This window comes from Pseudomonas sp. MAG733B (assembly GCF_036884845.1).
Taxonomy (GTDB): domain Bacteria; phylum Pseudomonadota; class Gammaproteobacteria; order Pseudomonadales; family Pseudomonadaceae; genus Aquipseudomonas.
In genome coordinates, this window is record NZ_CP145732.1 from 4,953,467 (window position 1) to 4,977,115 (window position 23,649).

The following is a 23,649-nucleotide window of genomic DNA, read 5'->3' on the forward strand; positions in this document are numbered from 1 at the left end:
AAAGATGTAGTGCTTGAAAAAAAGCACTACAAAACGTTTGACGAGCCAAAAAAGCGAAGGCATGATGGCCTCGCTCCCGCTAATCAGGGGCCCTGGCAAGGGCCTTCGAGGCGATGTTCGCACCTACCCCGCGAACCGCTTCGTGTCTGTACCGCCCACAAGGTGTGTTTGACGAGGTTGCCGACTGGAACGAAGTTGTCCCGAGGGACGGAAGCGTATTTAGGTAAACCCGGCATCACACTGAAGTTCGTATAAAGGCCCACGACGCCCGAATGCGCCCGCCAGTTCGCCCTTACCTGCTCACTTCCCCTCGAGCCCATCGTTCATCCCGTCGCCATCCCCGCCGAATCCGACTTGACCGCCTAAGCTTCTGGTCAGCGAGCGCAGGAATTTTCCACCGCAGAACAACTTTTCATAAAGACGCGACGAGGTTTATCTCCCATGGCACTGACACGCGAACAGCAAATTGCAGCCCTCGAAAAAGACTGGGCTGAAAACCCGCGCTGGAAAGGCGTGACACGCACTTACTCCGCTGCTGACGTCGTCCGCCTGCGTGGCTCGGTTCAACCTGAGCACACCTTTGCAAAAATGGGCGCCGAGAAGCTGTGGAACCTGGTTACCCAGGGTGCCAAGCCAGCCTTCCGTCCTGAGAAAGATTTCGTCAACTGCATGGGCGCCCTGACCGGCGGCCAGGCTGTGCAACAAGTCAAAGCCGGTATCCAGGCGATCTACCTGTCGGGCTGGCAAGTGGCTGCGGACAACAACTCCGCCGAATCGATGTACCCGGACCAGTCGCTGTACCCGGTGGACTCGGTTCCAACCGTGGTCAAGCGCATCAACAACTCGTTCCGTCGTGCCGACCAGATCCAGTGGAAAGCCGGCAAGAACCCGGGTGACGACGGCTACATCGACTACTTCGCGCCAATCGTTGCGGACGCTGAAGCCGGTTTCGGTGGCGTACTGAACGCTTACGAGCTGATGAAGAGCATGATCGAAGCAGGCGCCGCCGGCGTTCACTTCGAAGACCAACTGGCTTCCGTGAAAAAATGCGGCCACATGGGCGGCAAGGTACTGGTTCCAACCCAGGAAGCCGTACAGAAGCTGACCGCTGCTCGCCTGGCTGCTGACGTTGCCGGTACTCCGACCATCATCCTGGCCCGTACCGACGCCAACGCCGCTGACCTGCTGACTTCCGACTGCGACCCGTACGACCAGCCTTTCGTGACTGGCGAACGTACCCAGGAAGGTTTCTACAAGGTTCGCGCCGGTCTCGACCAGGCCATCGCTCGCGGCCTGGCTTACGCTCCATACGCCGACCTGATCTGGTGCGAAACCGCCAAGCCTGACCTGGACGAAGCTCGTCGCTTCGCTGAAGCGATCAAGAAGGAATACCCGGACCAACTGCTGTCGTACAACTGCTCGCCTTCCTTCAACTGGAAGAAAAACCTGGACGACGCGACCATCGCCAAGTTCCAGCGCGAACTGTCCGCCATGGGCTACAAGCACCAGTTCATCACCCTGGCCGGCATTCACAACATGTGGCACAGCATGTTCAACCTGGCGCACGACTACGCCCGCAACGACATGACTGCCTACGTGAAGCTGCAAGAGCAGGAATTCGCTGACGCTTCGAAAGGCTACACCTTCGTGGCTCACCAGCAGGAAGTGGGCACCGGCTACTTCGACGACATGACCACCGTGATCCAGGGTGGCTCGTCTTCGGTTACCGCGCTGACCGGTTCGACTGAAGAAGAACAGTTCCACTGATCTGCTTCGCCTGAGTAAACGGCCGTTGCGGACCGATTAAAAACCGCAACGACGCACATCTGACGCCCCGACTGGTTCGGGGCGTTTTTTTGGGTGCCACTTAGCCCTGACACGATCCTGTAGGAGCAAGGCTTGCCCGCGATGGGTGCGCCGCGGTGAATCAGGGGAACCGTGTCATCGTTCATCGCGGGCAAGCCTTGCTCCTACAAAAGCACAGAATTTGATTGATCCAGCTCGCCATCGCCACCCGAAAAATCCGCTAAAACCCAGCCCGCCGCTACTTGCAGTAACGCCCATATAAGACAACTTCCCAACTTCCCACAGGGCAAACAGTTTAAATCCCACGCCAAACAATATTGATTATCATTTAGCTACAACTATGTTCGTTACATTCCCTACAAAACATAATTGACGAAATGCCGGCTAATGCCCACGGGCCAAGGGTTACAGGGCTTTGAGGGTACGTAATGTCCTTATTCCTATAAATAATTTCGCTATAGGAATTTTACTTGCCGGGTGTTTAGCCATAAAATCAGCGGGATTGATTGCTGCGACATATCGTCACTGCTTTGTTCTTTTTCAAGCTCAGAGACCTTTGCTCTCTGTTAAGGATTACCAGCATGCCCGAAGCGACAGGACTCATGGCCCACAACTGGGGCTTTGCCATTTTCCTTCTAGGCGTCATCGGCCTCTGTGCCTTTATGCTGGGCGTCTCCAGCCTCCTCGGGTCAAAAGCCTGGGGCCGCAGCAAAAACGAACCGTTCGAGTCCGGCATGCTACCTACAGGTGGCGCCCGCTTGCGGCTCTCAGCCAAATTCTATCTGGTCGCGATGTTGTTCGTGATCTTCGATATCGAAGCCCTCTTTCTCTTTGCATGGTCTGTGTCCGTCCGCGAAAGCGGCTGGACCGGATTCGTCGAAGCTCTCGTTTTCATAGCAATTCTGTTGGCAGGTCTTGTCTACCTATTCCGAGTGGGCGCCCTTGACTGGGCTCCGGAAGCTCGGCGCAAGCGGCAAGCGAAGCTGAAACAATGAGGCTTTGGCAATGCAATACAATCTCACCAGGATCGACCCCGATGCTCCTAACGAGCAGTATCCGATTGGCCAACGGGAAACCGTTTCCGATCCGTTAGAAGATCAAGTCCACAAAAACATTTTCATGGGCAAGCTCGAAGACGTGCTTAACGGCACGATCAACTGGGGGCGCAAGAACTCCCTGTGGCCGTATAACTTCGGTCTTTCGTGCTGCTATGTGGAAATGACCACCGCCTTCACGGCGCCCCACGACATCGCGCGCTTTGGCGCCGAGGTTATCCGGGCATCGCCGCGTCAGGCGGATTTCATGGTTATCGCCGGTACCTGCTTCATCAAGATGGCGCCGATCATTCAGCGTCTCTACGAGCAAATGCTCGAACCTAAATGGGTCATTTCCATGGGTTCGTGCGCCAACTCCGGTGGCATGTACGACATCTACTCTGTCGTTCAAGGGGTGGACAAGTTCCTGCCCGTGGACGTCTACGTGCCTGGCTGCCCGCCCCGTCCAGAAGCTTTTCTGCAAGGCTTGATGCTGTTGCAGGAGTCGATTGGCCAGGAGCGTCGCCCGCTTTCCTGGGTCGTTGGCGATCAAGGCGTGTATCGCGCCGAGATGCCTTCCGAAAAGGAAAAGCGCCGCGAACAGCGAATCGCAGTCACCAACCTGCGCAGCCCCGACGAAGTCTGATCCAGATCTGCTTCTTTAATAGAACGAGAAACTGGCTTCATTCTTTACGTTGACCGAAAGCGATAAAATAACCATGACTACAGGCAGTGCTCTGTACATCCCGCCTTACAAGGCAGACGACCAGGATGTGGTCGTCGAACTGAACAACCGTTTTGGCCCCGAGGCGTTCACCGCCCAGGCTACCCGCACCGGCATGCCGGTGCTTTGGGTTGCCCGCGCCAAACTCGTCGAAGTCCTGACCTTCCTGCGCAACCTGCCCAAGCCGTACGTCATGCTTTATGACCTGCACGGCGTGGACGAGCGACTGCGCACCAAGCGTCAAGGGCTGCCGAACGGCGTCGACTTCTCCGTGTTCTATCACTTGATGTCGATCGAACGTAATAGTGACGTCATGATCAAAGTCGCCTTGTCCGAGAGCGACCTCAGCCTGCCGACCGTCACCAGCATCTGGCCGAACGCCAACTGGTACGAGCGTGAAGTCTGGGACATGTACGGCATCGACTTCAAAGGCCACCCGCACCTGACGCGCATCATGATGCCGCCGACGTGGGAAGGTCACCCGCTGCGCAAGGACTTCCCGGCGCGCGCCACCGAGTTCGACCCGTTCACCCTGAACCTGGCCAAGCAGCAGCTCGAAGAAGAGTCCGCGCGCTTCAAGCCGGAAGACTGGGGCATGAAGCGTTCCGGCCCGAACGAGGACTACATGTTCCTCAACCTCGGTCCTAACCACCCTTCGGCGCACGGTGCGTTCCGCATCATCCTGCAGCTGGACGGTGAAGAGATCGTCGACTGCGTTCCGGACGTCGGCTACCACCACCGTGGTGCCGAGAAGATGGCCGAGCGTCAGTCCTGGCACAGCTTCATCCCGTACACCGACCGTATCGACTACCTCGGCGGCGTGATGAACAACCTGCCGTACGTGCTCTCGGTCGAGAAGCTGGCCGGCATCAAGGTGCCAGAGAAGGTCGACGTCATCCGCATCATGATGGCCGAGTTCTTCCGAATCACCAGCCACCTGCTGTTCCTGGGTACCTACATCCAGGACGTCGGCGCCATGACCCCGGTGTTCTTCACCTTCACCGACCGCCAGCGCGCGTACACGGTGATCGAAGCCATTACCGGTTTCCGTCTGCACCCGGCCTGGTACCGCATCGGTGGCGTCGCCCACGACCTGCCGCGCGGCTGGGAAAAGCTGGTTAAAGACTTCGTCGAGTGGATGCCAAAGCGTCTGGACGAATACCAGAAAGCCGCACTGGACAACAGCATCCTGCGTGGCCGGACCATCGGCGTCGCCGACTACAACACCAAGCAAGCCCTGGAATGGGGTGTCACCGGTGCTGGTCTGCGTTCGACCGGTTGCGATTTCGACCTGCGCAAGGCGCGCCCGTACTCGGGCTACGAGAACTTCGAATTCGAAGTGCCGCTGGCGGCCAATGGCGATGCCTACGACCGCTGCATCGTGCGCGTCGAGGAGATGCGCCAGAGCATCAAGATCATCGAGCAGTGCATGCGCAACATGCCGGAAGGCCCGTACAAGGCGGATCACCCGCTGACCACGCCGCCGCCGAAAGAGCGCACGCTGCAGCACATCGAAACCTTGATCACGCACTTCCTGCAAGTTTCGTGGGGCCCGGTCATGCCGGCCAACGAATCCTTCCAGATGATCGAAGCGACCAAGGGCATCAACAGTTATTACCTGACGAGCGATGGCGGCACCATGAGCTACCGCACCCGGATTCGTACCCCAAGCTTCCCGCACCTGCAGCAGATCCCTTCGGTGATCAAAGGCAGCATGGTCGCGGACTTGATTGCGTACCTGGGTAGTATCGATTTCGTTATGGCCGACGTGGACCGCTAAGCATGAACAGCACGCTTATCCAGACAGACCGTTTCGCCCTGAGCGAAACCGAGCGCTCGGCCATCGAGCACGAGCTGCATCACTACGAAGACCCGCGCGCGGCGTCGATCGAAGCCCTGAAGATCGTCCAGAAGGAACGTGGCTGGGTGCCGGACGGCGCCCTGTACGCCATCGGCGAGATCCTCGGCATCCCGGCGAGCGACGTTGAAGGCGTGGCGACTTTCTATAGCCAGATCTTCCGTCAACCGGTCGGCCGCCACATCATTCGCGTCTGCGACAGCATGGTCTGCTACATCGGTGGCCACGAGTCCGTGGTCAGCGAAATCCAGAGCAAGCTCGGCATCGGCCTGGGGCAGACCACCACCGACGGTCGTTTCACCCTGCTGCCGGTCTGCTGCCTCGGCAACTGCGACAAGGCGCCGGCGTTGATGATCGACGACGACACTTTCGGTGATGTGCAGCCAGCAGGCGTTGCCAAATTGCTCGAGGGCTACGTATGACCCTGACTTCTTTCGGTCCAGCCAACCGCATCAAGCGTTCGGCCGAGACTCACCCGCTCACCTGGCGTCTGCGTGACGACGGCGAAGCCGTATGGCTCGACGAGTACCAGGCCAAGAACGGTTACGCCGCTGCGCGCAAAGCCTTCGCCGACATGGCCCAGGACGACATCGTCCAGACCGTGAAAGACGCCGGTCTTAAAGGTCGCGGCGGTGCAGGTTTCCCCACTGGCGTGAAGTGGGGCCTGATGCCCAAGGACGAATCCATCAACATCCGCTACCTGCTGTGCAACGCGGATGAAATGGAGCCGAACACCTGGAAAGACCGCATGCTGATGGAGCAACTGCCCCATCTGCTGATCGAAGGCATGCTGATCAGTGCCCGCGCACTGAAAACCTACCGGGGCTACATCTTCCTGCGTGGCGAATACACCACCGCCGCCAAGCACCTCAACCGTGCCGTGGAAGAAGCCAAGGCAGCGGGCCTGCTGGGCAAGAACATCCTGGGCAGCGGCTTCGATTTCGAGCTGTTCGTCCACACCGGCGCCGGGCGTTACATCTGCGGTGAAGAAACCGCACTGATCAACTCCCTCGAAGGCCGCCGCGCCAACCCGCGCTCCAAGCCGCCCTTCCCTGCCGCCGTTGGTGTATGGGGCAAGCCGACTTGCGTGAACAACGTTGAAACCCTGTGCAACGTGCCGGCGATCATTGCCGACGGCGTGGACTGGTACAAATCGTTGGCCCGCGAAGGCAGCGAAGATATGGGCACCAAGCTCATGGGCTTCTCCGGCAAAGTGAAGAACCCGGGCCTGTGGGAACTGCCGTTCGGCGTCACCGGTCGTGAGTTGTTCGAAGACTATGCCGGTGGCATGCGCGACGGTTACAAGCTCAAGTGCTGGCAGCCTGGCGGCGCCGGTACCGGTTTTCTGTTGCCGGAACACCTGGACGCACAAATGTACGCCGGCGGCATCGCCAAAGTGGGCACCCGCATGGGTACCGGCCTGGCCATGGCGGTGGACGACAGCGTCAACATGGTGTCCCTGCTGCGCAACATGGAGCAGTTCTTCGCCCGCGAGTCCTGTGGTTTCTGCACCCCGTGCCGCGATGGTTTGCCATGGAGCGTCAAGCTCCTGATGTCCATCGAGAACGGTGAAGGCCAGCCAGGCGACATCGAGACCCTGCTGGGTCTGGTCGGCTTCCTCGGCCCAGGCAAGACCTTCTGTGCTCACGCACCGGGCGCCGTGGAGCCGTTGGGCAGCGCAATCAAATACTTCCGTCCAGAGTTCGAAGCCGGTATCGCGCCTGTCAGCGCCGCCGTCCCGCCTCTGGCAAGGCCGATCGTAGTCGGCGCGTAAACGCTTAAAAAAAGCGAAGGGTCCGTGCCCTTCGCTTTTCGTGTGATGACGCCTTTAACGGCTGTGTTGATTCACGCGGATAACAAGATTCCATTAGCCACGCCCGCTGACACCGGGCCAACGAAGAACTTTGAACCATGGCCACTATCCACGTAGACGGCAAAGCGCTCGAAGTCGATGGGGCAGACAACCTGTTACAGGCATGTCTGTCTCTGGGCCTCGATATTCCGTATTTCTGCTGGCACCCTGCCCTTGGCAGCGTTGGCGCTTGCCGCCAATGCGCGGTCAAGCAGTACACCGACGAGAACGACACCCGTGGTCGTATCGTCATGTCCTGCATGACCCCTGCCACCGACAACACCTGGATCTCCATCGAAGATGAAGAATCCAAGGCCTTCCGCGCCAGTGTTGTCGAATGGCTGATGACCAACCACCCTCACGACTGCCCGGTCTGTGAAGAAGGCGGTCACTGCCACCTGCAAGACATGACGGTAATGACCGGCCACAACGAGCGCCGTTACCGCTTCACCAAGCGTACCCACCAGAACCAGCAACTGGGCCCGTTCATTTCCCACGAAATGAACCGCTGCATCGCTTGCTACCGCTGCGTGCGCTTCTATAAAGACTACGCCGGCGGCACCGACCTCGGCGTGTTCGGCGCCCACGACAACGTGTACTTCGGTCGCGTTGAAGACGGCACCCTGGAAAGCGAGTTCTCCGGCAACCTCACCGAGGTCTGCCCGACCGGTGTGTTCACCGACAAGACTCACTCCGAGCGCTACAACCGCAAGTGGGACATGCAGTTCTCGCCGAGCATCTGCCATGGCTGCTCCAGCGGTTGCAACATCTCCCCGGGCGAACGTTACGGCGAACTGCGTCGCATCGAAAACCGTTTCAACGGTTCGGTGAACCAGTACTTCCTGTGCGACCGTGGCCGTTTCGGCTATGGGTACGTCAACCGCGAAGACCGCCCGCGTCAGCCATTGCTGGCCAACGGCACCAAGCTGAGCCTCGACGAAGCGCTGGATAAAGCCGCTGACCTGCTGCGCGGTCGCAACATCGTCGGTATCGGTTCGCCTCGCGCCAGCCTCGAAAGCAACTACGCGTTGCGCGAACTGGTCGGTGCCGAGCACTTCTACTCCGGTATCGAAGCTTCCGAACTGGAACGCATCCGTCTGGTCCTGCAAGTGCTGAAAGACAGCCCGCTGCCAGTGCCGAACATGCGCGACATCGAAGACCACGACGCCGTGTTCGTCCTCGGTGAAGACCTGACCCAGACTGCTGCGCGCATGGCTTTGTCCCTGCGTCAATCGGTCAAGGGCAAGGCCGAAGACATGGCCGACGCCATGCGCGTTCAGCCTTGGCTTGACGCCGCGGTGAAGAACATCGGCCAGCACGCGCTGAACCCGTTGTTCATCGCCAGCCTGGCTGAAACCAAGCTCGACGACATCGCCGAAGAGTGCGTTCACGCCGCTCCCGACGACCTGGCCCGCATCGGTTTCGCCGTGGCTCACGCCCTCGACGCCAGCGCTCCAGCCGTTGAAGGCCTGGACGCTGAAGCCCTCGAACTGGCCAAGCGCATCGCCGACGCCCTGCTCGCGGCCAAGCGCCCATTGATCATCGCCGGTACTTCCCTGGGCTCAAAAGCCCTGATCGAAGCGGCTGCGAACATCGCCAAAGCCTTGAAGCTGCGCGAGAAGAACGGTTCCATCAGCCTGATCGTGCCAGAGGCCAACAGCCTCGGCCTGGCCATGCTCGGTGGTGAATCGGTCGACGCTGCGCTGCAAGCCGTGATCGATGGCAAGGCCGACGCCATCGTCGTGTTGGAAAACGATCTGTACACCCGCACCGACAAAGCCAAAGTTGATGCCGCTCTGACCGCCGCGAAAGTGCTGATCGTTGCCGACCATCAGAAGACTGCCACCAGCGATCGCGCGCATCTGGTCCTGCCAGCCGCCAGCTTCGCTGAAGGCGACGGTACTCTGGTCAGCCAGGAAGGTCGCGCCCAGCGCTTCTTCCAGGTTTTCGATCCGAAGTACATGGACGCGAGCATCCTGGTTCACGAAGGCTGGCGCTGGTTGCATGCCCTGCGCGCTACCCTGCTGAACCAGCCGATTGACTGGACCCAACTGGACCACGTCACCGCCGCTGTCGCAGACAGCACTTCGATCCTGAACCGCATTGTCGATGCCGCACCGTCCGCCGCGTTCCGCATCAAGGGCATGAAACTGGCCCGCGAACCGCTGCGTTACTCCGGTCGTACCGCCATGCGCGCCGACATCAGCGTGCATGAACCGCGTACCCCGCAGGACAAGGACACCGCGTTCGCCTTCTCGATGGAAGGTTACTCGGGTTCGGTTGAACCGCGTCAGCAAGTGCCATTCGCCTGGTCTCCGGGCTGGAACTCGCCGCAAGCCTGGAACAAGTTCCAGGACGAAGTCGGTGGTCACATCCGCGCTGGCGACCCGGGCACCCGCCTGATCGAAAGCACCGGTGACTCGCTGAACTGGTTCGCCAGCGTTCCGCGCGCGTTCAACCCGGCTCAGGGCACCTGGCAGGTCGTGCCGTTCTTCCACCTGTTCGGCAGCGAAGAGAACTCTTCGAAAGCCGCTCCGGTTCAAGAGCGCATCCCGGCCGCTTATGTTGCTTTGGCCAAGTCCGAAGCCGATCGCCTCGGTGTCAATGACGGCGCCATGCTGAGCCTGAACGTGGCTGGCCAGACCTTGCGTCTGCCGCTGCGTATCAATGAAGAACTGGGTGCAGGTCTGGTGGCATTGCCTGCGGGCATCGCCGGCATTCCGCCAGCCATCTTTGGCAAATCCGTTGACGGTCTGCAGGAGGCAGCTCAATGACCTGGTTCACTCCTGAAGTGATCGACGTGATCATCGCGGTCCTCAAAGCCGTGGTGATTCTGCTCGCCGTGGTGGTTTGCGGCGCACTGCTGAGCTGGGTCGAGCGTCGCTTGCTCGCCCTCTGGCAGGACCGTTACGGTCCGAACCGCGTCGGTCCGTTCGGCGCGTTCCAGATCGCCGCCGACATGATCAAGATGTTCTTCAAGGAAGACTGGACGCCTCCATTCGCCGACAAGATGATCTTCACCCTGGCACCGGTAGTCGCCATGAGCGCCCTGCTGATTGCCTTCGCGATCATCCCGATCACCCCGACCTGGGGCGTGGCGGACCTGAACATCGGCATCCTGTTCTTCTTCGCCATGGCCGGTCTGTCGGTCTACGCGGTGTTGTTCGCAGGCTGGTCGAGTAACAACAAGTTCGCCCTGCTGGGCAGCTTGCGTGCCTCGGCGCAGACCGTGTCGTACGAAGTGTTCATGGGCCTGTCGCTGATGGGCATCGTGATCCAGGTCGGCTCGTTCAACATGCGCGACATCGTCGATTACCAGGCGCAGAACCTGTGGTTCATCATTCCGCAGATCTTCGGTTTCCTGACCTTCTTCATCGCTGGCGTGGCCGTGACTCACCGTCACCCGTTCGACCAGCCGGAAGCGGAACAGGAACTGGCCGACGGTTACCACATTGAATACGCCGGCATGAAATGGGGCATGTTCTTCGTCGGTGAGTACATCGGCATCGTGCTGATCTCGGCGCTGCTGGTGACCTTGTTCTTCGGTGGCTGGCACGGTCCGTTCGGCATCCTGCCGCAGATCCCGTTCATCTGGTTCGCACTGAAAACCGCGTTCTTCATCATGCTGTTCATCCTGCTGCGCGCCTCGATTCCGCGCCCACGGTATGACCAGGTGATGGATTTCAGCTGGAAGTTCTGCTTGCCGCTGACCCTCGTCAACATGCTGGTGACCGCTGCGATCGTGTTGCTCAACACGCCCGCCGTCGCGGCTCAGTGAGGATAGAGAATCATGAAGTACATATTTGACATCGTGCATGGCCTCTACACCCAGCTTCGCAGCCTGGTGATGATTTTCGGCCACGCCTTCCGCAAGCGCGACACGCTGCAGTACCCGGAAGAACCGGTCTACCTGCCGCCGCGCTACCGTGGCCGTATCGTCCTGACCCGCGACCCCGACGGCGAAGAGCGTTGTGTAGCCTGCAACCTGTGCGCCGTGGCGTGCCCGGTCGGTTGCATCTCGCTGCAGAAAGCCGAAACCGACGACGGTCGCTGGTATCCGGAGTTTTTCCGTATCAACTTCTCGCGCTGCATTTTCTGCGGCCTCTGCGAGGAAGCCTGCCCGACCACCGCGATCCAGCTGACGCCGGATTTCGAAATGGCCGAGTTCAAACGTCAGGACCTGGTTTACGAGAAAGAAGATCTGCTGATCTCCGGCCCCGGAAAAAACCCTGATTACAACTTCTATCGTGTTGCAGGTATGGCGATTGCCGGGAAGCCGAAAGGCTCCGCGCAGAATGAAGCCGAACCGATCAACGTGAAGAGCTTGCTGCCTTAAGGAAGAAAGATGGAATTCGCTTTCTATTTCGCATCGGGTATCGCTGTGGTGTCCACGCTTCGCGTGATCACCAACACCAACCCTGTGCACGCCCTGCTCTACCTGATCATTTCGCTGATCGCCGTGGCGATGACGTTCTTCGCCCTCGGCGCACCGTTTGCCGGTGTCCTGGAAGTGATCGCCTACGCTGGCGCCATCATGGTGCTGTTCGTGTTCGTGGTGATGATGTTGAACCTTGGCCCGGCCTCGGTTCAGCAAGAGCGCGTCTGGCTCAAGCCCGGCATCTGGGGCGGCCCGGTCCTCCTCGCCGCGCTGCTGCTGGTGGAACTGCTGTATGTGCTGTTCTCCCACCAGACCGGTGAAGCCGTCGGCCACACCACCGTAGACGCCAAGGCCGTGGGCATCAGCCTGTTCGGTCCGTACCTGCTGGTGGTCGAACTCGCCTCGATGCTGCTGCTCGCCGCAGCCGTCACGGCGTTCCACTTGGGCCGCAACGAAGCCAAGGAGCAATGACGATGCCTGCTATCCCTATGGAGCATGGTCTGGCGGTCGCCGGCATCCTGTTCTGCCTCGGTCTGGTCGGCCTGATGGTCCGCCGCAACATCCTCTTCGTGTTGATGAGTCTTGAAGTGATGATGAACGCCTCTGCACTGGCCTTCATCGTTGCCGGTAGCCGTTGGGCGCAGCCGGATGGACAGATCATGTTCATCCTGGTGATCAGCCTGGCAGCCGCCGAGGCCAGTATCGGCCTGGCGATCCTGCTGCAACTGTATCGCCGCTTCCACACGCTCGATATCGACGCTGCCAGTGAGATGCGCGGATGAACCTACTCTTTCTGACTTTCGTATTCCCTCTCATTGGTTTCCTGCTGCTGTCGTTCTCCCGTGGACGCATCTCGGAAAACCTGGCCGCACTGATCGGCGTGGGTTCCATCGGTCTGTCGGCAATCGTTACCGCCTACGTGATCTGGCAATTCAACGTCGCCCCGCCGCAAGGCGGTCACTACACCCAGGTGTTGTGGCAGTGGATGGCGGTTGAGGGCTTCACGCCGAACTTCGCGCTGTATCTGGACGGCCTGTCCGTGACCATGCTCGGCGTGGTTGTCGGCGTCGGCTTCCTGATCCACCTGTTCGCGTCCTGGTACATGCGCGGTGAAGCCGGTTACTCGCGCTTCTTCGCCTACACCAACCTGTTTATCGCGAGCATGCTGTTCCTGGTGCTGGGCGATAACCTGTTGTTCCTGTACTTCGGTTGGGAAGGTGTGGGCCTGTGCTCGTACCTGTTGATCGGTTTCTACTACAGCAACCGCAACAACGGTAACGCCGCACTCAAAGCCTTCATTGTGACCCGTATCGGTGACGTGTTCATGGCCATCGGCCTGTTCATTCTGTTTGCCCAACTGGGCACGCTGAACGTTCAGGAACTGCTGGTGCTGGCACCGCAGAAATTCCAGGCCGGCGACTTCTGGATGGTCATGGCCACCCTGATGCTGCTGGGCGGCGCTGTCGGTAAATCCGCGCAACTGCCGCTGCAAACCTGGCTGGCGGATGCGATGGCCGGTCCTACTCCGGTTTCAGCACTGATCCACGCCGCAACCATGGTGACCGCGGGCGTCTACCTGATCGCCCGTACCCACGGCCTGTTCACCCTGGCGCCGGAAATCCTGCACCTGGTCGGCATCGGCGGCGGCGTGACCCTGGTTCTGGCTGGCTTCGCAGCCCTGGTTCAAACCGACATCAAGCGTATCCTCGCCTACTCGACCATGAGCCAGATCGGCTACATGTTCCTGGCCCTGGGCGTTGGTGCCTGGGACGGCGCGATTTTCCACCTGATGACCCACGCCTTCTTCAAGGCGCTGCTGTTCCTTGCTTCCGGTGCGGTGATCGTTGCCTGCCACCACGAGCAGAACATCTTCAAGATGGGCGGACTGTGGAAGAAGTTGCCACTGGCCTATGCCAGCTTCATCGTCGGCGGCGCGGCCCTGGCGGCCCTGCCTCTGGTGACTGCGGGCTTCTACTCCAAGGACGAAATCCTCTGGGAAGCGTTCGCCAGCGGCAACAACGGTCTGCTCTACGCAGGTCTGGTTGGCGCGTTCATGACCTCGCTGTACACCTTCCGCCTGATCTTCATCGCGTTCCACGGTGAAGCGAAGACCGAAGCCCACGCCGGTCACGGCATCGCCCACTGGCTGCCACTGTCGGTGCTGATCGTACTGTCGACTTTCATCGGCGCAATGATCGTTCCTCCGCTGCACGGCGTGCTGCCACAAAGCGTCGGCCATGCCGGCGGCGAAGCCAAGCACAGCCTGGAAATCGCGTCGGGCGCCATCGCCCTGGCCGGTATCCTGCTGGCCGCGCTGCTGTTCCTCGGCAAGCGTCGCTTCGTCACTGCCATCGCCAACAGCGGCGTCGGTCGCTTCCTCTCGGCCTGGTGGTTCGCTGCCTGGGGCTTCGACTGGATCTACGACAAACTGTTCGTCAAGCCGTACCTGGCGATCAGCCACATGCTGCGCAAAGACCCGCTCGACCAGACCATCGGTCTGATCCCGCGCATGGCCAAAGGCGGTCACACCGCCCTGAGCCGTACCGAGACCGGTCAACTGCGTTGGTATGCCGCCTCGATGGCTGCGGGTGCCGTGCTGGTAATTGGCGCCGTCGTGCTGGTAGCGGTCTGATATGAACCTTGCGAATTTGCGAAAGGAAACGAGCCCGTCATGATTCTGCCTTGGCTAATCCTGATTCCCTTCATCGGCGGCCTGCTGTGCTGGATGGGTGAGCGCTTCGGCTCTACCCTCCCACGCTGGATTGCGCTGTTGACCATGTCCCTGGAACTCGCGCTCGGCCTCTGGCTGTGGGCCCACGGCGACTATTCATTTGCTCCGGCGCCTGGCGCCGATCCGACCTGGGTGATCGAGTTCAAGCACATCTGGATCCAGCGCTTCGGCATCAGCGTGCACCTGGCCCTCGACGGCCTGTCGCTGCTGATGATCCTGCTGACCGGTCTGCTGGGTGTCCTCTCGGTACTCTGCTCGTGGAAAGAGATTCAACGTCACGTTGGCTTCTTCCACCTGAACCTGATGTGGATCCTGGGCGGTGTCGTCGGCGTGTTCCTCGCCCTCGACCTGTTCATGTTCTTCTTCTTCTGGGAAATGATGCTGGTGCCGATGTACTTCCTCATCGCGCTCTGGGGTCACAGCTCTTCGGACGGCAAGAAAACCCGGATCTACGCGGCGACCAAGTTCTTCATCTTCACTCAGGCTTCCGGCCTGATCATGCTGGTGGCGATCCTGGGTCTGGTACTGGTCAACTTCAACGAAACCGGCGTGATTACCTTCAACTACGCCGACCTGTTGAAAACCAAGATGTCGATGACCACCGAGTACATCCTGATGCTCGGCTTCTTCATCGCCTTCGCGGTCAAGCTGCCAGTCGTACCGTTCCACTCCTGGTTGCCTGACGCTCACGCCCAGGCGCCGACCGCTGGTTCCGTAGACCTCGCCGGTATCTTGCTGAAAACTGCGGCCTACGGCCTGCTGCGTTTCGCCCTGCCGCTGTTCCCGAACGCTTCGGCCGAGTTCGCGCCGATCGCCATGACCCTGGGTCTGATCGGGATCTTCTACGGTGCGTTCCTGGCGTTCGCGCAAACCGACATCAAGCGTCTGATTGCCTTCTCGTCCGTTTCCCACATGGGCTTCGTACTGATCGGCATCTACTCCGGCAGCCAACTGGCGCTGCAAGGCGCTGTGATGCAGATGCTGGCGCACGGTCTGTCGGCCGCGGCACTCTTTATCTTGAGTGGCCAGTTGTACGAACGCACCCACACCCGCGACATGCGTGAAATGGGCGGCCTGTGGTCGAAGATCGCTTACCTGCCGGCCCTCAGCCTGTTCTTCGCAGCCGCATCCCTGGGCTTGCCGGGTACCGGTAACTTCGTCGGTGAGTTCCTGATCCTGATCGGCACGTTCCCTGCTGCGCCGTTGGTCACCATCATCGCGACGTCCGGCCTGGTGTTCGGTTCGGTCTACTCGCTGATCATGATCCACCGCGCGTACTTCGGCCCGGCCAAATCGGACGCGGTACTGCATGGCATGGACGGTCGCGAACTGATCATGGTGGTCGGTCTGGCTGCACTGCTGATCTACATCGGCGTGTACCCACAACCGTTCCTCGATACCTCTGCCGCGACGATGCATGGCGTGCAGCAGTGGCTCGGCACCGCCTTCACTCAACTCGCTTCGGCCCGGTAAGAGCGCTATGGAATTCACGACTCAACACTTTATCGCGCTAGCGCCGCTGTTGATTACCAGCCTCACCATTATCGTGGTGATGCTGGCAATCGCCTGGCGCCGCAACCACTCGCAGACCTTCCTGATTTCCGTGGCGGGCCTGAACCTGGCTTTGCTGTCGATCCTGCCAGCCTTGAAAGTCGCGCCATTGGCCGTGACGCCATTGCTGCAAATCGACACCTTTGCCTGCCTGTACATGGCGCTGATCCTGGTCGCCACCCTCGCCTGTGTCACCCTCGCCCACGCCTACCTCGGCGATGGCGGTTCGGGTTACCCGGGCAACCGTGAAGAACTTTACCTGCTGATCCTGATGGCCGCCGCCGGTGGCCTGGTTCTGGTCAGCGCGCAGCACCTGGCCGGGTTGTTCATCGGTCTGGAACTGCTGTCGGTGCCGGTCTATGGTCTGGTGGCTTACGCCTTCTTCAACAAGCGCTCGCTGGAAGCCGGCATCAAGTACATGGTGCTGTCGGCTGCCGGCTCGGCGTTCCTGTTGTTCGGTATGGCGCTGCTGTACGCAGACTCGGGTTCCCTGAGCTTCGTCGGCATCGGTCAGGCGCTGGCGGCTACTGGCCTGCCAAGCTCGCTGGCGCAACTGGGCCTGGGCATGATGCTGATCGGTCTCGCGTTCAAGCTGTCGCTGGTACCGTTCCACCTCTGGACTCCAGACGTTTACGAAGGTGCTCCGGCGCCGGTTGCAGCGTTCCTCGCTACCGCATCCAAGGTTGCCGTGTTCGCCGTGATGGTGCGTCTGTTCCAGATCTCGCCAGCCGCAAGCAGCGGCGTGCTGAGCGACGTGCTGACCATCATCGCCATCGCGTCGATCCTGTTCGGTAACCTGCTGGCACTGACCCAGAGCAACCTCAAGCGTCTGCTGGGTTACTCGTCCATCGCCCACTTCGGTTACCTGCTGATCGCCCTGGTGGCGAGCAAAGGTCTGGCCGTGGAAGCCATCGGCGTGTACCTGGTCACCTACGTGATCACCAGCCTCGGCGCCTTCGGCGTGATCACCCTGATGTCCTCGCCGTACAACGGCCGTGACGCGGACGCCCTGTACGAATACCGCGGCCTGTTCTGGCGCCGTCCGTACCTGACCGCCGTACTGACCGTGATGATGCTGTCCCTCGCTGGTATCCCGCTGACCGCTGGCTTCATCGGCAAGTTCTACATCATCGCCACCGGTGTCGAATCGCACCAATGGTGGCTGGTCGGCTCGCTGGTACTGGGCAGCGCCATCGGCGTGTTCTACTACCTGCGCGTCATGGTCACCCTGTACCTGATCGAACCGAACCTGCGTCGCCACGATGCGCAACTGCACTGGGAACAGAAGGCAGGCGGCGTGATGCTGCTGGCCATCGCCCTGGTCGCGTTCTTCCTCGGCGTCTACCCACAACCGCTGCTGAACCTGGTTCAGCAATCGGGCCTGGCGGGTTGATCGCATAAGCGACATTCGGCAGTAAACAGAACGGCACCTTCGGGTGCCGTTTTTGCGTTTGGGCATTTGCGTGCAGCCACAAGTCATCGGTTGTCAGGAATGGCCTCTTCGCGGGCAAGCCCGCTCCCACAGGTTATGTGTCGTGCACAAAATTTGTGGTCTCACTCGGTTACTGTGGGAGCGGGCTTGCTCGCGAAGGCATCGGGACAGACACCAACAAAAACGGCACCTCTCGGTGCCGTTCGCCTTTAACAATACAACCAGCTTACTTACGCGCCGCCTCCCACGATTTCAGCAGTTCGGCGTAGCTTACGGTCTCGCCTTTAGGCTTCTCGTTCGCCAGTTTCGGCTTCGGTGCACCCGGTTGGTCGAACCAGTATTGCGCATCGCGCTCAGGGTTCATTTTCGGGGCGCAGGTGGCTTGGGCCTTGGAGCGTTCCAGGCGGGACATGATGGCGTCCTGATCCTTGGCCAGACCGTCGAGTGCCTCTTGCGGGGTTTTCTCGCCGCTGGCGGCTTCAGCAATGTGGCTCCACCACAACTGCGCGAGGCGAGGATAATCCGGCACGTTGGTCCCGGTCGGGGTCCATTGCACGCGGGCCGGGCTGCGGTAGAACTCCACCAGACCACCGAGTTTTGGCGCCAGGTCGGTCATCGCTTGCGAGTTGATGTCCGACTCGCGGATCGGCGTCAGGCCAACGATGGTTTTCTTCAGCGAAACGGTTTTCGAGGTTACGAACTGCGCATACAGCCAGGCAGCCAGTTTCTGTTTCTCAGGCGTCGACTTCATGAACGTCCACGAACCCACGTCCTGATAGCCCAGTTTCATCCCCTCTTCCCAGTACGGACCACGCGGCGACGGCGCCATACGCCATTTCGGCGTGCCGTCGGCGTTCATCACTGCCAGGCCGGGTTTGGTCATGTCGGCGGTGAACGCGGTGTACCAGAAGATCTGCTGGGCGATGTTGCCTTGGGACGGCACCGGTCCGGATTCGGAGAAGGTCATGCCCGCCGCTTCCGGTGGCGCGTATTTCTTCATCCAGTCCACGTACTTGGTGGTGGCGAACACGGCCGCCGGGCCGTTGGTGTCGCCGCCGCGGGTCACGCTGGAACCCACCGGATGGCAATCCTCGACGCGGATACCCCACTCGTCCACCGGCAAGCCGTTCGGCAAGCCCTTGTCGCCGCCACCAGCCATGGAGAACCAGGCATCGGTGAAGCGCCAGCCCAGGGACGGGTCTTTCTTGCCGTAGTCCATGTGCCCGTAAACACGCTTGCCGTCGATTTCCTTGACGTCTTCGGTGAAGAACTTGGCGATGTCTTCATAGGCCGACCAGTTCACCGGTACGCCCAACTCGTAGCCGTACTTTTCCTTGAACTTGGCTTTCAGGTCCGCGCGTTCGAACCAGTCGGCACGGAACCAGTACAGGTTGGCGAACTGCTGGTCGGGCAGCTGATAGATCTTGCCGTCCGGTGCGGTGGTGAACGAGATGCCGATGAAGTCCTTGATGTCGAGGGTCGGCGAAGTGAAGTTCTTGCCTTCGTTGGCCATCAAGTCGGTGATCGATTCGGTCTTGCCGTAGCGGAAGTGCGTACCGATCAGGTCCGAGTCGTTGACCCAGCCGTCATAGATGTTCTTGTCCGACTGCATCTGGGTCTGCAGTTTTTCAACCACGTCGCCTTCCTGCAGCAGGTCGTGGGTCAGCTTGATCCCGGTGATCTCGCTGAACGCCTTGGCCAGCACCTTGGATTCATACTCGTGGGTGGCGATGGTTTCCGATACAACCTTGATGCTCATCCCGCGAAACGGCTCAGCCGCCTTGATGAACCACTTCAGCTCTTCGAGTTGCTGATCGGCCGTCAGGGTGGACGGCTTGAATTCAGCGCCGATCCATTTCTTCGCGGCATCTTCGTAGGCATCGGCCCAGGCCGAAGCGCTCAAACCGCTGAGTGCCAGCATGGCTGCCAATGAAATGCTATGTCGCAGCTTATTGTTTTTGTCGAACATAGAGACCTCCTTATTGAATTTCGGAGCAACATTGCCGAGCGATTCGACTAGCCCCAACGCATCACAGCCAACAGCCACACCAGGGACAACGCGAACGCTACCCAGATGCTCCAGTCGGTGACGCCAATTACCAGCAAATGCAGGTAGGCGCTGCCGAGAAGACCGATAAACAACCGATCGCCACGGGTGGTGGCAATCGGCAAAAAACCACGTCTGAGAACACTCGGCGAGCGCAACTCCCAAGTCGTCATACCGATCAGGATCAAGCCGATCACACCAAAGAATGCCGCCGTCGGGACGGTCCAGCTCATCCATTCCATCATCAGCTCCTCATACCCGGCCCAGGGCAAAGCCCTTGGCCACGTGGTTGCGTACAAACCAGATCACCAGCATGCCCGGCAGGATGGTCAACACCCCCGCCGCCGCCAGCACGCCCCAGTCGATACCGGACGCCGAGACCGTGCGCGTCATGACCGCTGCAATGGGTTTGGCGTTCACCGAGGTCAGCGTTCGCGCCAGCAGCAGTTCGACCCAGGAAAACATGAAGCAGAAAAACGCCGTGACACCAATGCCGGAGCCGATCAGCGGGATGAAGATTTTCACGAAGAACTTGGGGAAACTGTAGCCGTCGATATAGGCGGTTTCGTCGATTTCCTTGGGCACGCCGGACATGAAGCCTTCCAGAATCCACACCGCCAACGGCACGTTGAACAAGCAATGCGCCAGAGCCACGGCAATGTGCGTGTCGAACAAGCCGATCGACGAATACAACTGGAAGAACGGCAGCAGGAACACGGCCGGTGGCGCCATGCGGTTGGTCAGCAACCAGAAGAACAGGTGCTTGTCGCCGAGGAAGCGGTAACGCGAGAACGCGTAGGCCGCCGGCAACGCCACACTGAGGGAAATCACCGTGTTCAGGCTCACGTAGTACAGCGAGTTGAGGTAACCGGTGTACCAGGCCGGATCAGTGAAGATCACCTTGTAGTTGTGGAAGGTGAAATCCTGGGGAAACAGCGTCAGCCCGCCGAGGATTTCGGTGTTGCTCTTGAAGGACATGTTCAGCAGCCAGTAGATCGGCACCAGCAGGAACAGGATGTAGATCAGCAGTGGAATCAGCTTTCTCTTGCTCATGGCGGGCCTCAGCGGTTGGCGTCAGAGTGAGTCATGGCGGTGTAGAACAGCCAGGACACCAACAGGATGATCAGGAAGTACACCAGCGAGAACGCGGCCGCCGGCCCCAGGTCGAATTGCCCGATCGCCATCTGCGTCAGGGTCTGGCTGAGGAAGGTCGTGGCGTTGCCCGGCCCGCCGCCGGTGAGCACGAACGGCTCGGTGTAGATCATGAAACTGTCCATGAAGCGCAGCATCACCGCGATCAACAGCACACTCTTGAGCTTGGGCAACTGGATGTGCCGGAACACCGCCCAGGCCGAGGCCCGGTCAATTCGCGCGGCCTGGTAGTACACGTCCGGAATCGCCCGCAACCCGGAGAAGCACAACAGCGCCACCAGCGAGGTCCAGTGCCAGACGTCCATCACCAGCACGGTGACCCAGGCGTCCATGGTGTTCGCCGCATAGTTGTAGCTGATGCCCATGGCATTGAGGGTCGAACCGAGCAGGCCAATGTCGGCCCGGCCGAAGATCTGCCAGATAGTGCCGACCACGTTCCACGGGATGAGCAACGGAATCGCCAGGATGATCAACACTACCGACGACCAGCGGCCCTTGGTCGGCATGGTCAGGGCGATCGCGATCCCCAGCGGAATTTCGATCAGCAGCACGCAGGCCGAATAGATGAACTGGCGCAACAGCGAGTCATGCAGACGCGGATCGAGCAGCACCTGCTTGTACCAATCGGCGCCAACAAAGTAACGGCTGGACTGGTCGAAGATGTCCTGCACCGAATAGTTGACCACGGTCATCATCGGGATCACCGCACTGAACGCCACCAGCAGGAACACCGGCAACACCAGCCACCAGGCCTTGTTGTTCTGCACCTTGTTCATGGCTGCACCTCATGGTTGGCCTGGGCTTCCAGCAGGAACTCGTCGGCGTAGACCATCAGCCACTGCGCCGGAAAACTGATGTAGGCCGTGCCTTCGGGCACCGGTTTGTCTTCGGCCAGGCGCACTTTCAGCGGTGCGCCATCGAGGTTCAGGGTCATGATCTTGTAGGTGCCGAGGTCTTCGACGTGTACGACCTGTGCCCGCATCGCGTCATCAAACGGCTCGTCCCAGACATGCACGAACTCCGGGCGAATGCCGACTTTCAGGGTTTTCCATTCAGACTCGGCGATGCGTTTCTGCATGGCCTCGGACAATGGCAAATGAGTCGAAGCGAAACCGACACCACCCGGTTGCGGCTGCACCTCGATCAGGTTCATCCCCGGACTGCCGATGAAGTAGCCGACAAAGGTATGACTCGGGCGCTCGAACAATTCCCGTGGCGTGCCGAACTGCACGATCTGCCCGCCGTACATCACCGCGATCTTGTCGGCGAAGGTCGAGGCCTCCAGCTGATCGTGGGTGACGTAGACCATGGTGATGTTGAACTGCTCGTGGATCTGCTTGAGCTTGCGCCGCAGCTTCCACTTCAGGTGCGGGTCGATCACCGTCAGCGGTTCGTCGAAGAGGATCGCCGACACGTCATCGCGTACCAGCCCACGGCCCATGGAGACTTTCTGTTTTTCGTCGGCAGTGAGGTTGCGGGCTTTTTTGCTGAGGAGGTTCTGCAGGTCGAGGACTTCGGCGATTTCCTGCACCTTGGTGTGAACTTTCGCCTCGGCCATGCCCTGATTGCGCAAGGGGAAGGCCAGGTTGTCGAACACCGTCATGGTGTCGTAGACCACCGGAAACTGGAAAACCTGGGCGATGTTGCGCTTCTCCGGGGTCAGGTTGTTGACCGCTTTGCCGTCAAACAGCACATGGCCCTGGGACGGGCTGAGCAACCCGGAAATGATGTTGAGCAACGTCGACTTGCCGCAGCCCGACGGGCCGAGCAAGGCGTAGGCGCCGCCCTGTTCCCAGATGTGGTCCATCTCGCGGATCGCGTAATCCTCCGGACCACTCGGCGTGCTGGTGTAGCTGTGGGCGAGGTTCTGCAAACGGATTTCGGCCATCAGGCAACCCTCGCGATGCGCCGGCCCGGCGCCTGGACCAGCCGCCCCTGCGCATCGAACACAAACAGTTTATGAGTCGGGATGTAGATGCGGATCGGCGCATCGACGTCGTATTCGTGCACGCCGGGCAAGTGCAGCACCAACAGGAAGTGTTCGTTGCGCACGTGCAGGAAGGTTTCCGAGCCGCTGATTTCCGCGACTTCGACGGTCACCGCCAATTCGAGGTCATCGTCGTTGCTCGGCACCAGCGAGATGTGGCTGGGACGCACGCCGAAGCGGAATTCGCCCTCGCCTACCGGGCGCAAATCGACGTTCAACGGGAAGTGCACGAAATTGGCGAAACTCACTTCGTTGCCGGCAATGCGTCCGGGCATCAGGTTGATCGGCGGCTCGGAAAACAGCTCCGCCGCCAGCACGGTCTGCGGCTGGTGATAGACCTCGGACGACTTGCCGCTCTGGATCACCCGGCCTTCGTGAAGAATGGTCGTAGTGCCGCCCAAAGCCAGGGCTTCGTTGGGTTCGGTGGTGGCGTAGATCGCGATGGTGTGACGCGCCTTGAACAGCTCGCGCATTTCCTGACGCAGCTCCTCGCGCAATTTGTAGTCGAGGTTGACCAGCGGCTCATCGAACAGGATCAGTTCGGCGTCCTTGACCAGCGCCCGGGCCATGGCCGTGCGCTGTTGCTGGCCACCGGAAAGTTCGAGGGGATAGCGCTTGAGGAATTTCTCGATGCGCAGCATCTTCGCGGTTTCCAGCACTTTGCTCTGGATCAGCTCATTGGACACACCGGCCTGACGCAGCGGCGAGGCGATGTTCTCGAAGACGGTCATGGTCGGGTAATTGATGAACTGCTGATAGACCATCGACACGTTGCGCAGGCGCACCGGGCGTTGCGTGACATCGACGCCATTCATCAGGATGCGGCCGCTGTCGGGCTTGTCCAGCCCAGCCATCAGACGCATGAGACTGGTTTTGCCGGACAGCGTGCGCCCGAGCAAAACGTTGAAGGATCCGGGTTCGAAACTGAGGCACGCATCGTCAATCCAGGTCTGGCCCTCGACGGTGCGGCTGACATGCTCCAGGGTTAATGACATGGCTCGGCCTTTTTTATTTTTGGAATCAAGCGACCGGAGCACTAGAGCGACTTTCGTGCCAGAAAATTCAAGTTGTTGATTCGTCTAGAAAATCCCGAAAAT

20 protein-coding genes are annotated in these 23,649 nt (G+C 60.0%); 14 read left to right on the forward strand and 6 right to left on the reverse strand.

The window, feature by feature from the left end:
* Positions 1 to 441: 441 nt before the first annotated feature.
* The 14 genes from aceA to nuoN all read left to right on the forward strand — a co-directional run bounded on the left by aceA (position 442) and on the right by nuoN (position 17,327).
* Positions 442 to 1,767: an isocitrate lyase gene (gene aceA, locus V6Z53_RS22715; protein ID WP_034146910.1), complete on the forward strand. Its 1,326-nt coding sequence runs from the start codon at positions 442 to 444 to the stop codon at positions 1,765 to 1,767.
* Positions 1,768 to 2,387: 620 nt separating this feature from the next.
* A complete protein-coding gene (locus tag V6Z53_RS22720) occupies positions 2,388 to 2,801 on the forward strand; it encodes an NADH-quinone oxidoreductase subunit A (RefSeq protein WP_077045930.1) in 414 nt (137 codons plus the stop codon).
* Between the two features lie 10 nt (positions 2,802 to 2,811).
* A complete protein-coding gene (locus V6Z53_RS22725) occupies positions 2,812 to 3,486 on the forward strand; it encodes an NADH-quinone oxidoreductase subunit B (RefSeq protein WP_046037844.1) in 675 nt (224 codons plus the stop codon).
* A 73-nt stretch (positions 3,487 to 3,559) separates the two neighbouring features.
* Positions 3,560 to 5,344 carry an NADH-quinone oxidoreductase subunit C/D gene (nuoC, locus tag V6Z53_RS22730; protein WP_338581884.1) on the forward strand — a complete coding sequence of 595 codons (1,785 nt, stop codon included), beginning with the start codon at positions 3,560 to 3,562 and terminating at the stop codon, positions 5,342 to 5,344.
* 2 nt (positions 5,345 to 5,346) lie between these two features.
* A complete protein-coding gene (gene nuoE, locus V6Z53_RS22735) occupies positions 5,347 to 5,844 on the forward strand; it encodes an NADH-quinone oxidoreductase subunit NuoE (RefSeq protein ID WP_007981272.1) in 498 nt (165 codons plus the stop codon).
* Positions 5,841 to 7,196 (forward strand): NADH-quinone oxidoreductase subunit NuoF, encoded by a 1,356-nt coding sequence (gene nuoF / locus V6Z53_RS22740; RefSeq protein WP_338581885.1) that lies wholly within the window; start codon positions 5,841 to 5,843, stop codon positions 7,194 to 7,196. The genes nuoE and nuoF overlap by 4 nt, the downstream gene beginning before the upstream one ends.
* Positions 7,197 to 7,333: 137 nt before the next feature.
* Complete coding sequence (gene nuoG / locus V6Z53_RS22745) at positions 7,334 to 10,048, forward strand: NADH-quinone oxidoreductase subunit NuoG (RefSeq protein WP_338581886.1); 2,715 nt, start codon at positions 7,334 to 7,336, stop codon at positions 10,046 to 10,048.
* A complete protein-coding gene (gene nuoH, locus V6Z53_RS22750; RefSeq protein ID WP_160390008.1) occupies positions 10,045 to 11,052 on the forward strand; it encodes an NADH-quinone oxidoreductase subunit NuoH in 1,008 nt (335 codons plus the stop codon). The genes nuoG and nuoH overlap by 4 nt, the downstream gene beginning before the upstream one ends.
* Positions 11,053 to 11,064: 12 nt before the next feature.
* Positions 11,065 to 11,610, forward strand: a complete 546-nt coding sequence (gene nuoI, locus V6Z53_RS22755) for an NADH-quinone oxidoreductase subunit NuoI (protein WP_338581887.1) — start codon at positions 11,065 to 11,067, stop codon at positions 11,608 to 11,610.
* A gap of 9 nt (positions 11,611 to 11,619) precedes the next feature.
* Positions 11,620 to 12,123 carry an NADH-quinone oxidoreductase subunit J gene (gene nuoJ, locus V6Z53_RS22760; protein WP_007970450.1) on the forward strand — a complete coding sequence of 168 codons (504 nt, stop codon included), beginning with the start codon at positions 11,620 to 11,622 and terminating at the stop codon, positions 12,121 to 12,123.
* Positions 12,124 to 12,125: 2 nt separating this feature from the next.
* Positions 12,126 to 12,434 carry an NADH-quinone oxidoreductase subunit NuoK gene (nuoK, locus tag V6Z53_RS22765; RefSeq protein WP_007946416.1) on the forward strand — a complete coding sequence of 103 codons (309 nt, stop codon included), beginning with the start codon at positions 12,126 to 12,128 and terminating at the stop codon, positions 12,432 to 12,434.
* A complete protein-coding gene (gene nuoL / locus V6Z53_RS22770) occupies positions 12,431 to 14,284 on the forward strand; it encodes an NADH-quinone oxidoreductase subunit L (protein ID WP_338581889.1) in 1,854 nt (617 codons plus the stop codon). The genes nuoK and nuoL overlap by 4 nt, the downstream gene beginning before the upstream one ends.
* A gap of 39 nt (positions 14,285 to 14,323) precedes the next feature.
* Positions 14,324 to 15,856: an NADH-quinone oxidoreductase subunit M gene (gene nuoM / locus V6Z53_RS22775; protein WP_150701296.1), complete on the forward strand. Its 1,533-nt coding sequence runs from the start codon at positions 14,324 to 14,326 to the stop codon at positions 15,854 to 15,856.
* 7 nt (positions 15,857 to 15,863) lie between these two features.
* The gene (nuoN, locus tag V6Z53_RS22780; protein ID WP_150701295.1) at positions 15,864 to 17,327 is read left to right on the forward strand and encodes an NADH-quinone oxidoreductase subunit NuoN; all 1,464 of its coding nucleotides are present in this window, start codon (positions 15,864 to 15,866) and stop codon (positions 17,325 to 17,327) included.
* A gap of 265 nt (positions 17,328 to 17,592) precedes the next feature.
* Here nuoN and V6Z53_RS22785 read toward each other — a convergent pair whose 3' ends face one another.
* Genes V6Z53_RS22785 through V6Z53_RS22810 form a run of 6 tightly spaced genes read right to left on the reverse strand, consistent with a single transcriptional unit; the run spans position 17,593 to position 23,547 of the window.
* The gene (locus tag V6Z53_RS22785; RefSeq protein ID WP_338581890.1) at positions 17,593 to 19,335 is read right to left on the reverse strand and encodes an ABC transporter substrate-binding protein; all 1,743 of its coding nucleotides are present in this window, start codon (positions 19,333 to 19,335) and stop codon (positions 17,593 to 17,595) included.
* Positions 19,336 to 19,382: 47 nt separating this feature from the next.
* Complete coding sequence (locus V6Z53_RS22790; RefSeq protein WP_338581891.1) at positions 19,383 to 19,655, reverse strand: DUF2160 domain-containing protein; 273 nt, start codon at positions 19,653 to 19,655, stop codon at positions 19,383 to 19,385.
* A gap of 10 nt (positions 19,656 to 19,665) precedes the next feature.
* Positions 19,666 to 20,466 carry a carbohydrate ABC transporter permease gene (locus tag V6Z53_RS22795; protein WP_046032508.1) on the reverse strand — a complete coding sequence of 267 codons (801 nt, stop codon included), beginning with the start codon at positions 20,464 to 20,466 and terminating at the stop codon, positions 19,666 to 19,668.
* An 8-nt stretch (positions 20,467 to 20,474) separates the two neighbouring features.
* Positions 20,475 to 21,341, reverse strand: coding sequence for a sugar ABC transporter permease (locus tag V6Z53_RS22800; RefSeq protein ID WP_150701293.1), 867 nt, complete (start codon positions 21,339 to 21,341; stop codon positions 20,475 to 20,477).
* Positions 21,338 to 22,453, reverse strand: a complete 1,116-nt coding sequence (locus tag V6Z53_RS22805) for an ABC transporter ATP-binding protein (protein WP_338581893.1) — start codon at positions 22,451 to 22,453, stop codon at positions 21,338 to 21,340. Before V6Z53_RS22805 ends, V6Z53_RS22800 begins: the two co-directional genes overlap by 4 nt.
* Entirely contained in the window at positions 22,453 to 23,547 is a 1,095-nt protein-coding gene (locus V6Z53_RS22810; protein WP_338581894.1) for an ABC transporter ATP-binding protein, read from the reverse strand. Before V6Z53_RS22810 ends, V6Z53_RS22805 begins: the two co-directional genes overlap by 1 nt.
* Positions 23,548 to 23,649 lie beyond the last annotated feature (102 nt).

Bases quoted from the DNA above. Each gene is read 5' to 3' on its own strand.
- aceA (WP_034146910.1), top strand. From the start codon at position 442: ATGGCACTGACACGCGAACAGCAAATTGCAGCCCTCGAAAAAGACTGG.
- V6Z53_RS22720 (WP_077045930.1), top strand. From the start codon at position 2,388: ATGCCCGAAGCGACAGGACTCATGGCCCACAACTGGGGCTTTGCCATT.
- V6Z53_RS22725 (WP_046037844.1), top strand. From the start codon at position 2,812: ATGCAATACAATCTCACCAGGATCGACCCCGATGCTCCTAACGAGCAG.
- nuoC (WP_338581884.1), top strand. From the start codon at position 3,560: ATGACTACAGGCAGTGCTCTGTACATCCCGCCTTACAAGGCAGACGAC.
- nuoE (WP_007981272.1), top strand. From the start codon at position 5,347: ATGAACAGCACGCTTATCCAGACAGACCGTTTCGCCCTGAGCGAAACC.
- nuoF (WP_338581885.1), top strand. From the start codon at position 5,841: ATGACCCTGACTTCTTTCGGTCCAGCCAACCGCATCAAGCGTTCGGCC.
- nuoG (WP_338581886.1), top strand. From the start codon at position 7,334: ATGGCCACTATCCACGTAGACGGCAAAGCGCTCGAAGTCGATGGGGCA.
- nuoH (WP_160390008.1), top strand. From the start codon at position 10,045: ATGACCTGGTTCACTCCTGAAGTGATCGACGTGATCATCGCGGTCCTC.
- nuoI (WP_338581887.1), top strand. From the start codon at position 11,065: ATGAAGTACATATTTGACATCGTGCATGGCCTCTACACCCAGCTTCGC.
- nuoJ (WP_007970450.1), top strand. From the start codon at position 11,620: ATGGAATTCGCTTTCTATTTCGCATCGGGTATCGCTGTGGTGTCCACG.
- nuoK (WP_007946416.1), top strand. From the start codon at position 12,126: ATGCCTGCTATCCCTATGGAGCATGGTCTGGCGGTCGCCGGCATCCTG.
- nuoL (WP_338581889.1), top strand. From the start codon at position 12,431: ATGAACCTACTCTTTCTGACTTTCGTATTCCCTCTCATTGGTTTCCTG.
- nuoM (WP_150701296.1), top strand. From the start codon at position 14,324: ATGATTCTGCCTTGGCTAATCCTGATTCCCTTCATCGGCGGCCTGCTG.
- nuoN (WP_150701295.1), top strand. From the start codon at position 15,864: ATGGAATTCACGACTCAACACTTTATCGCGCTAGCGCCGCTGTTGATT.
- V6Z53_RS22785 (WP_338581890.1), bottom strand. From the start codon at position 19,335: ATGTTCGACAAAAACAATAAGCTGCGACATAGCATTTCATTGGCAGCC.
- V6Z53_RS22790 (WP_338581891.1), bottom strand. From the start codon at position 19,655: ATGGAATGGATGAGCTGGACCGTCCCGACGGCGGCATTCTTTGGTGTG.
- V6Z53_RS22795 (WP_046032508.1), bottom strand. From the start codon at position 20,466: ATGAGCAAGAGAAAGCTGATTCCACTGCTGATCTACATCCTGTTCCTG.
- V6Z53_RS22800 (WP_150701293.1), bottom strand. From the start codon at position 21,341: ATGAACAAGGTGCAGAACAACAAGGCCTGGTGGCTGGTGTTGCCGGTG.
- V6Z53_RS22805 (WP_338581893.1), bottom strand. From the start codon at position 22,453: ATGGCCGAAATCCGTTTGCAGAACCTCGCCCACAGCTACACCAGCACG.
- V6Z53_RS22810 (WP_338581894.1), bottom strand. From the start codon at position 23,547: ATGTCATTAACCCTGGAGCATGTCAGCCGCACCGTCGAGGGCCAGACC.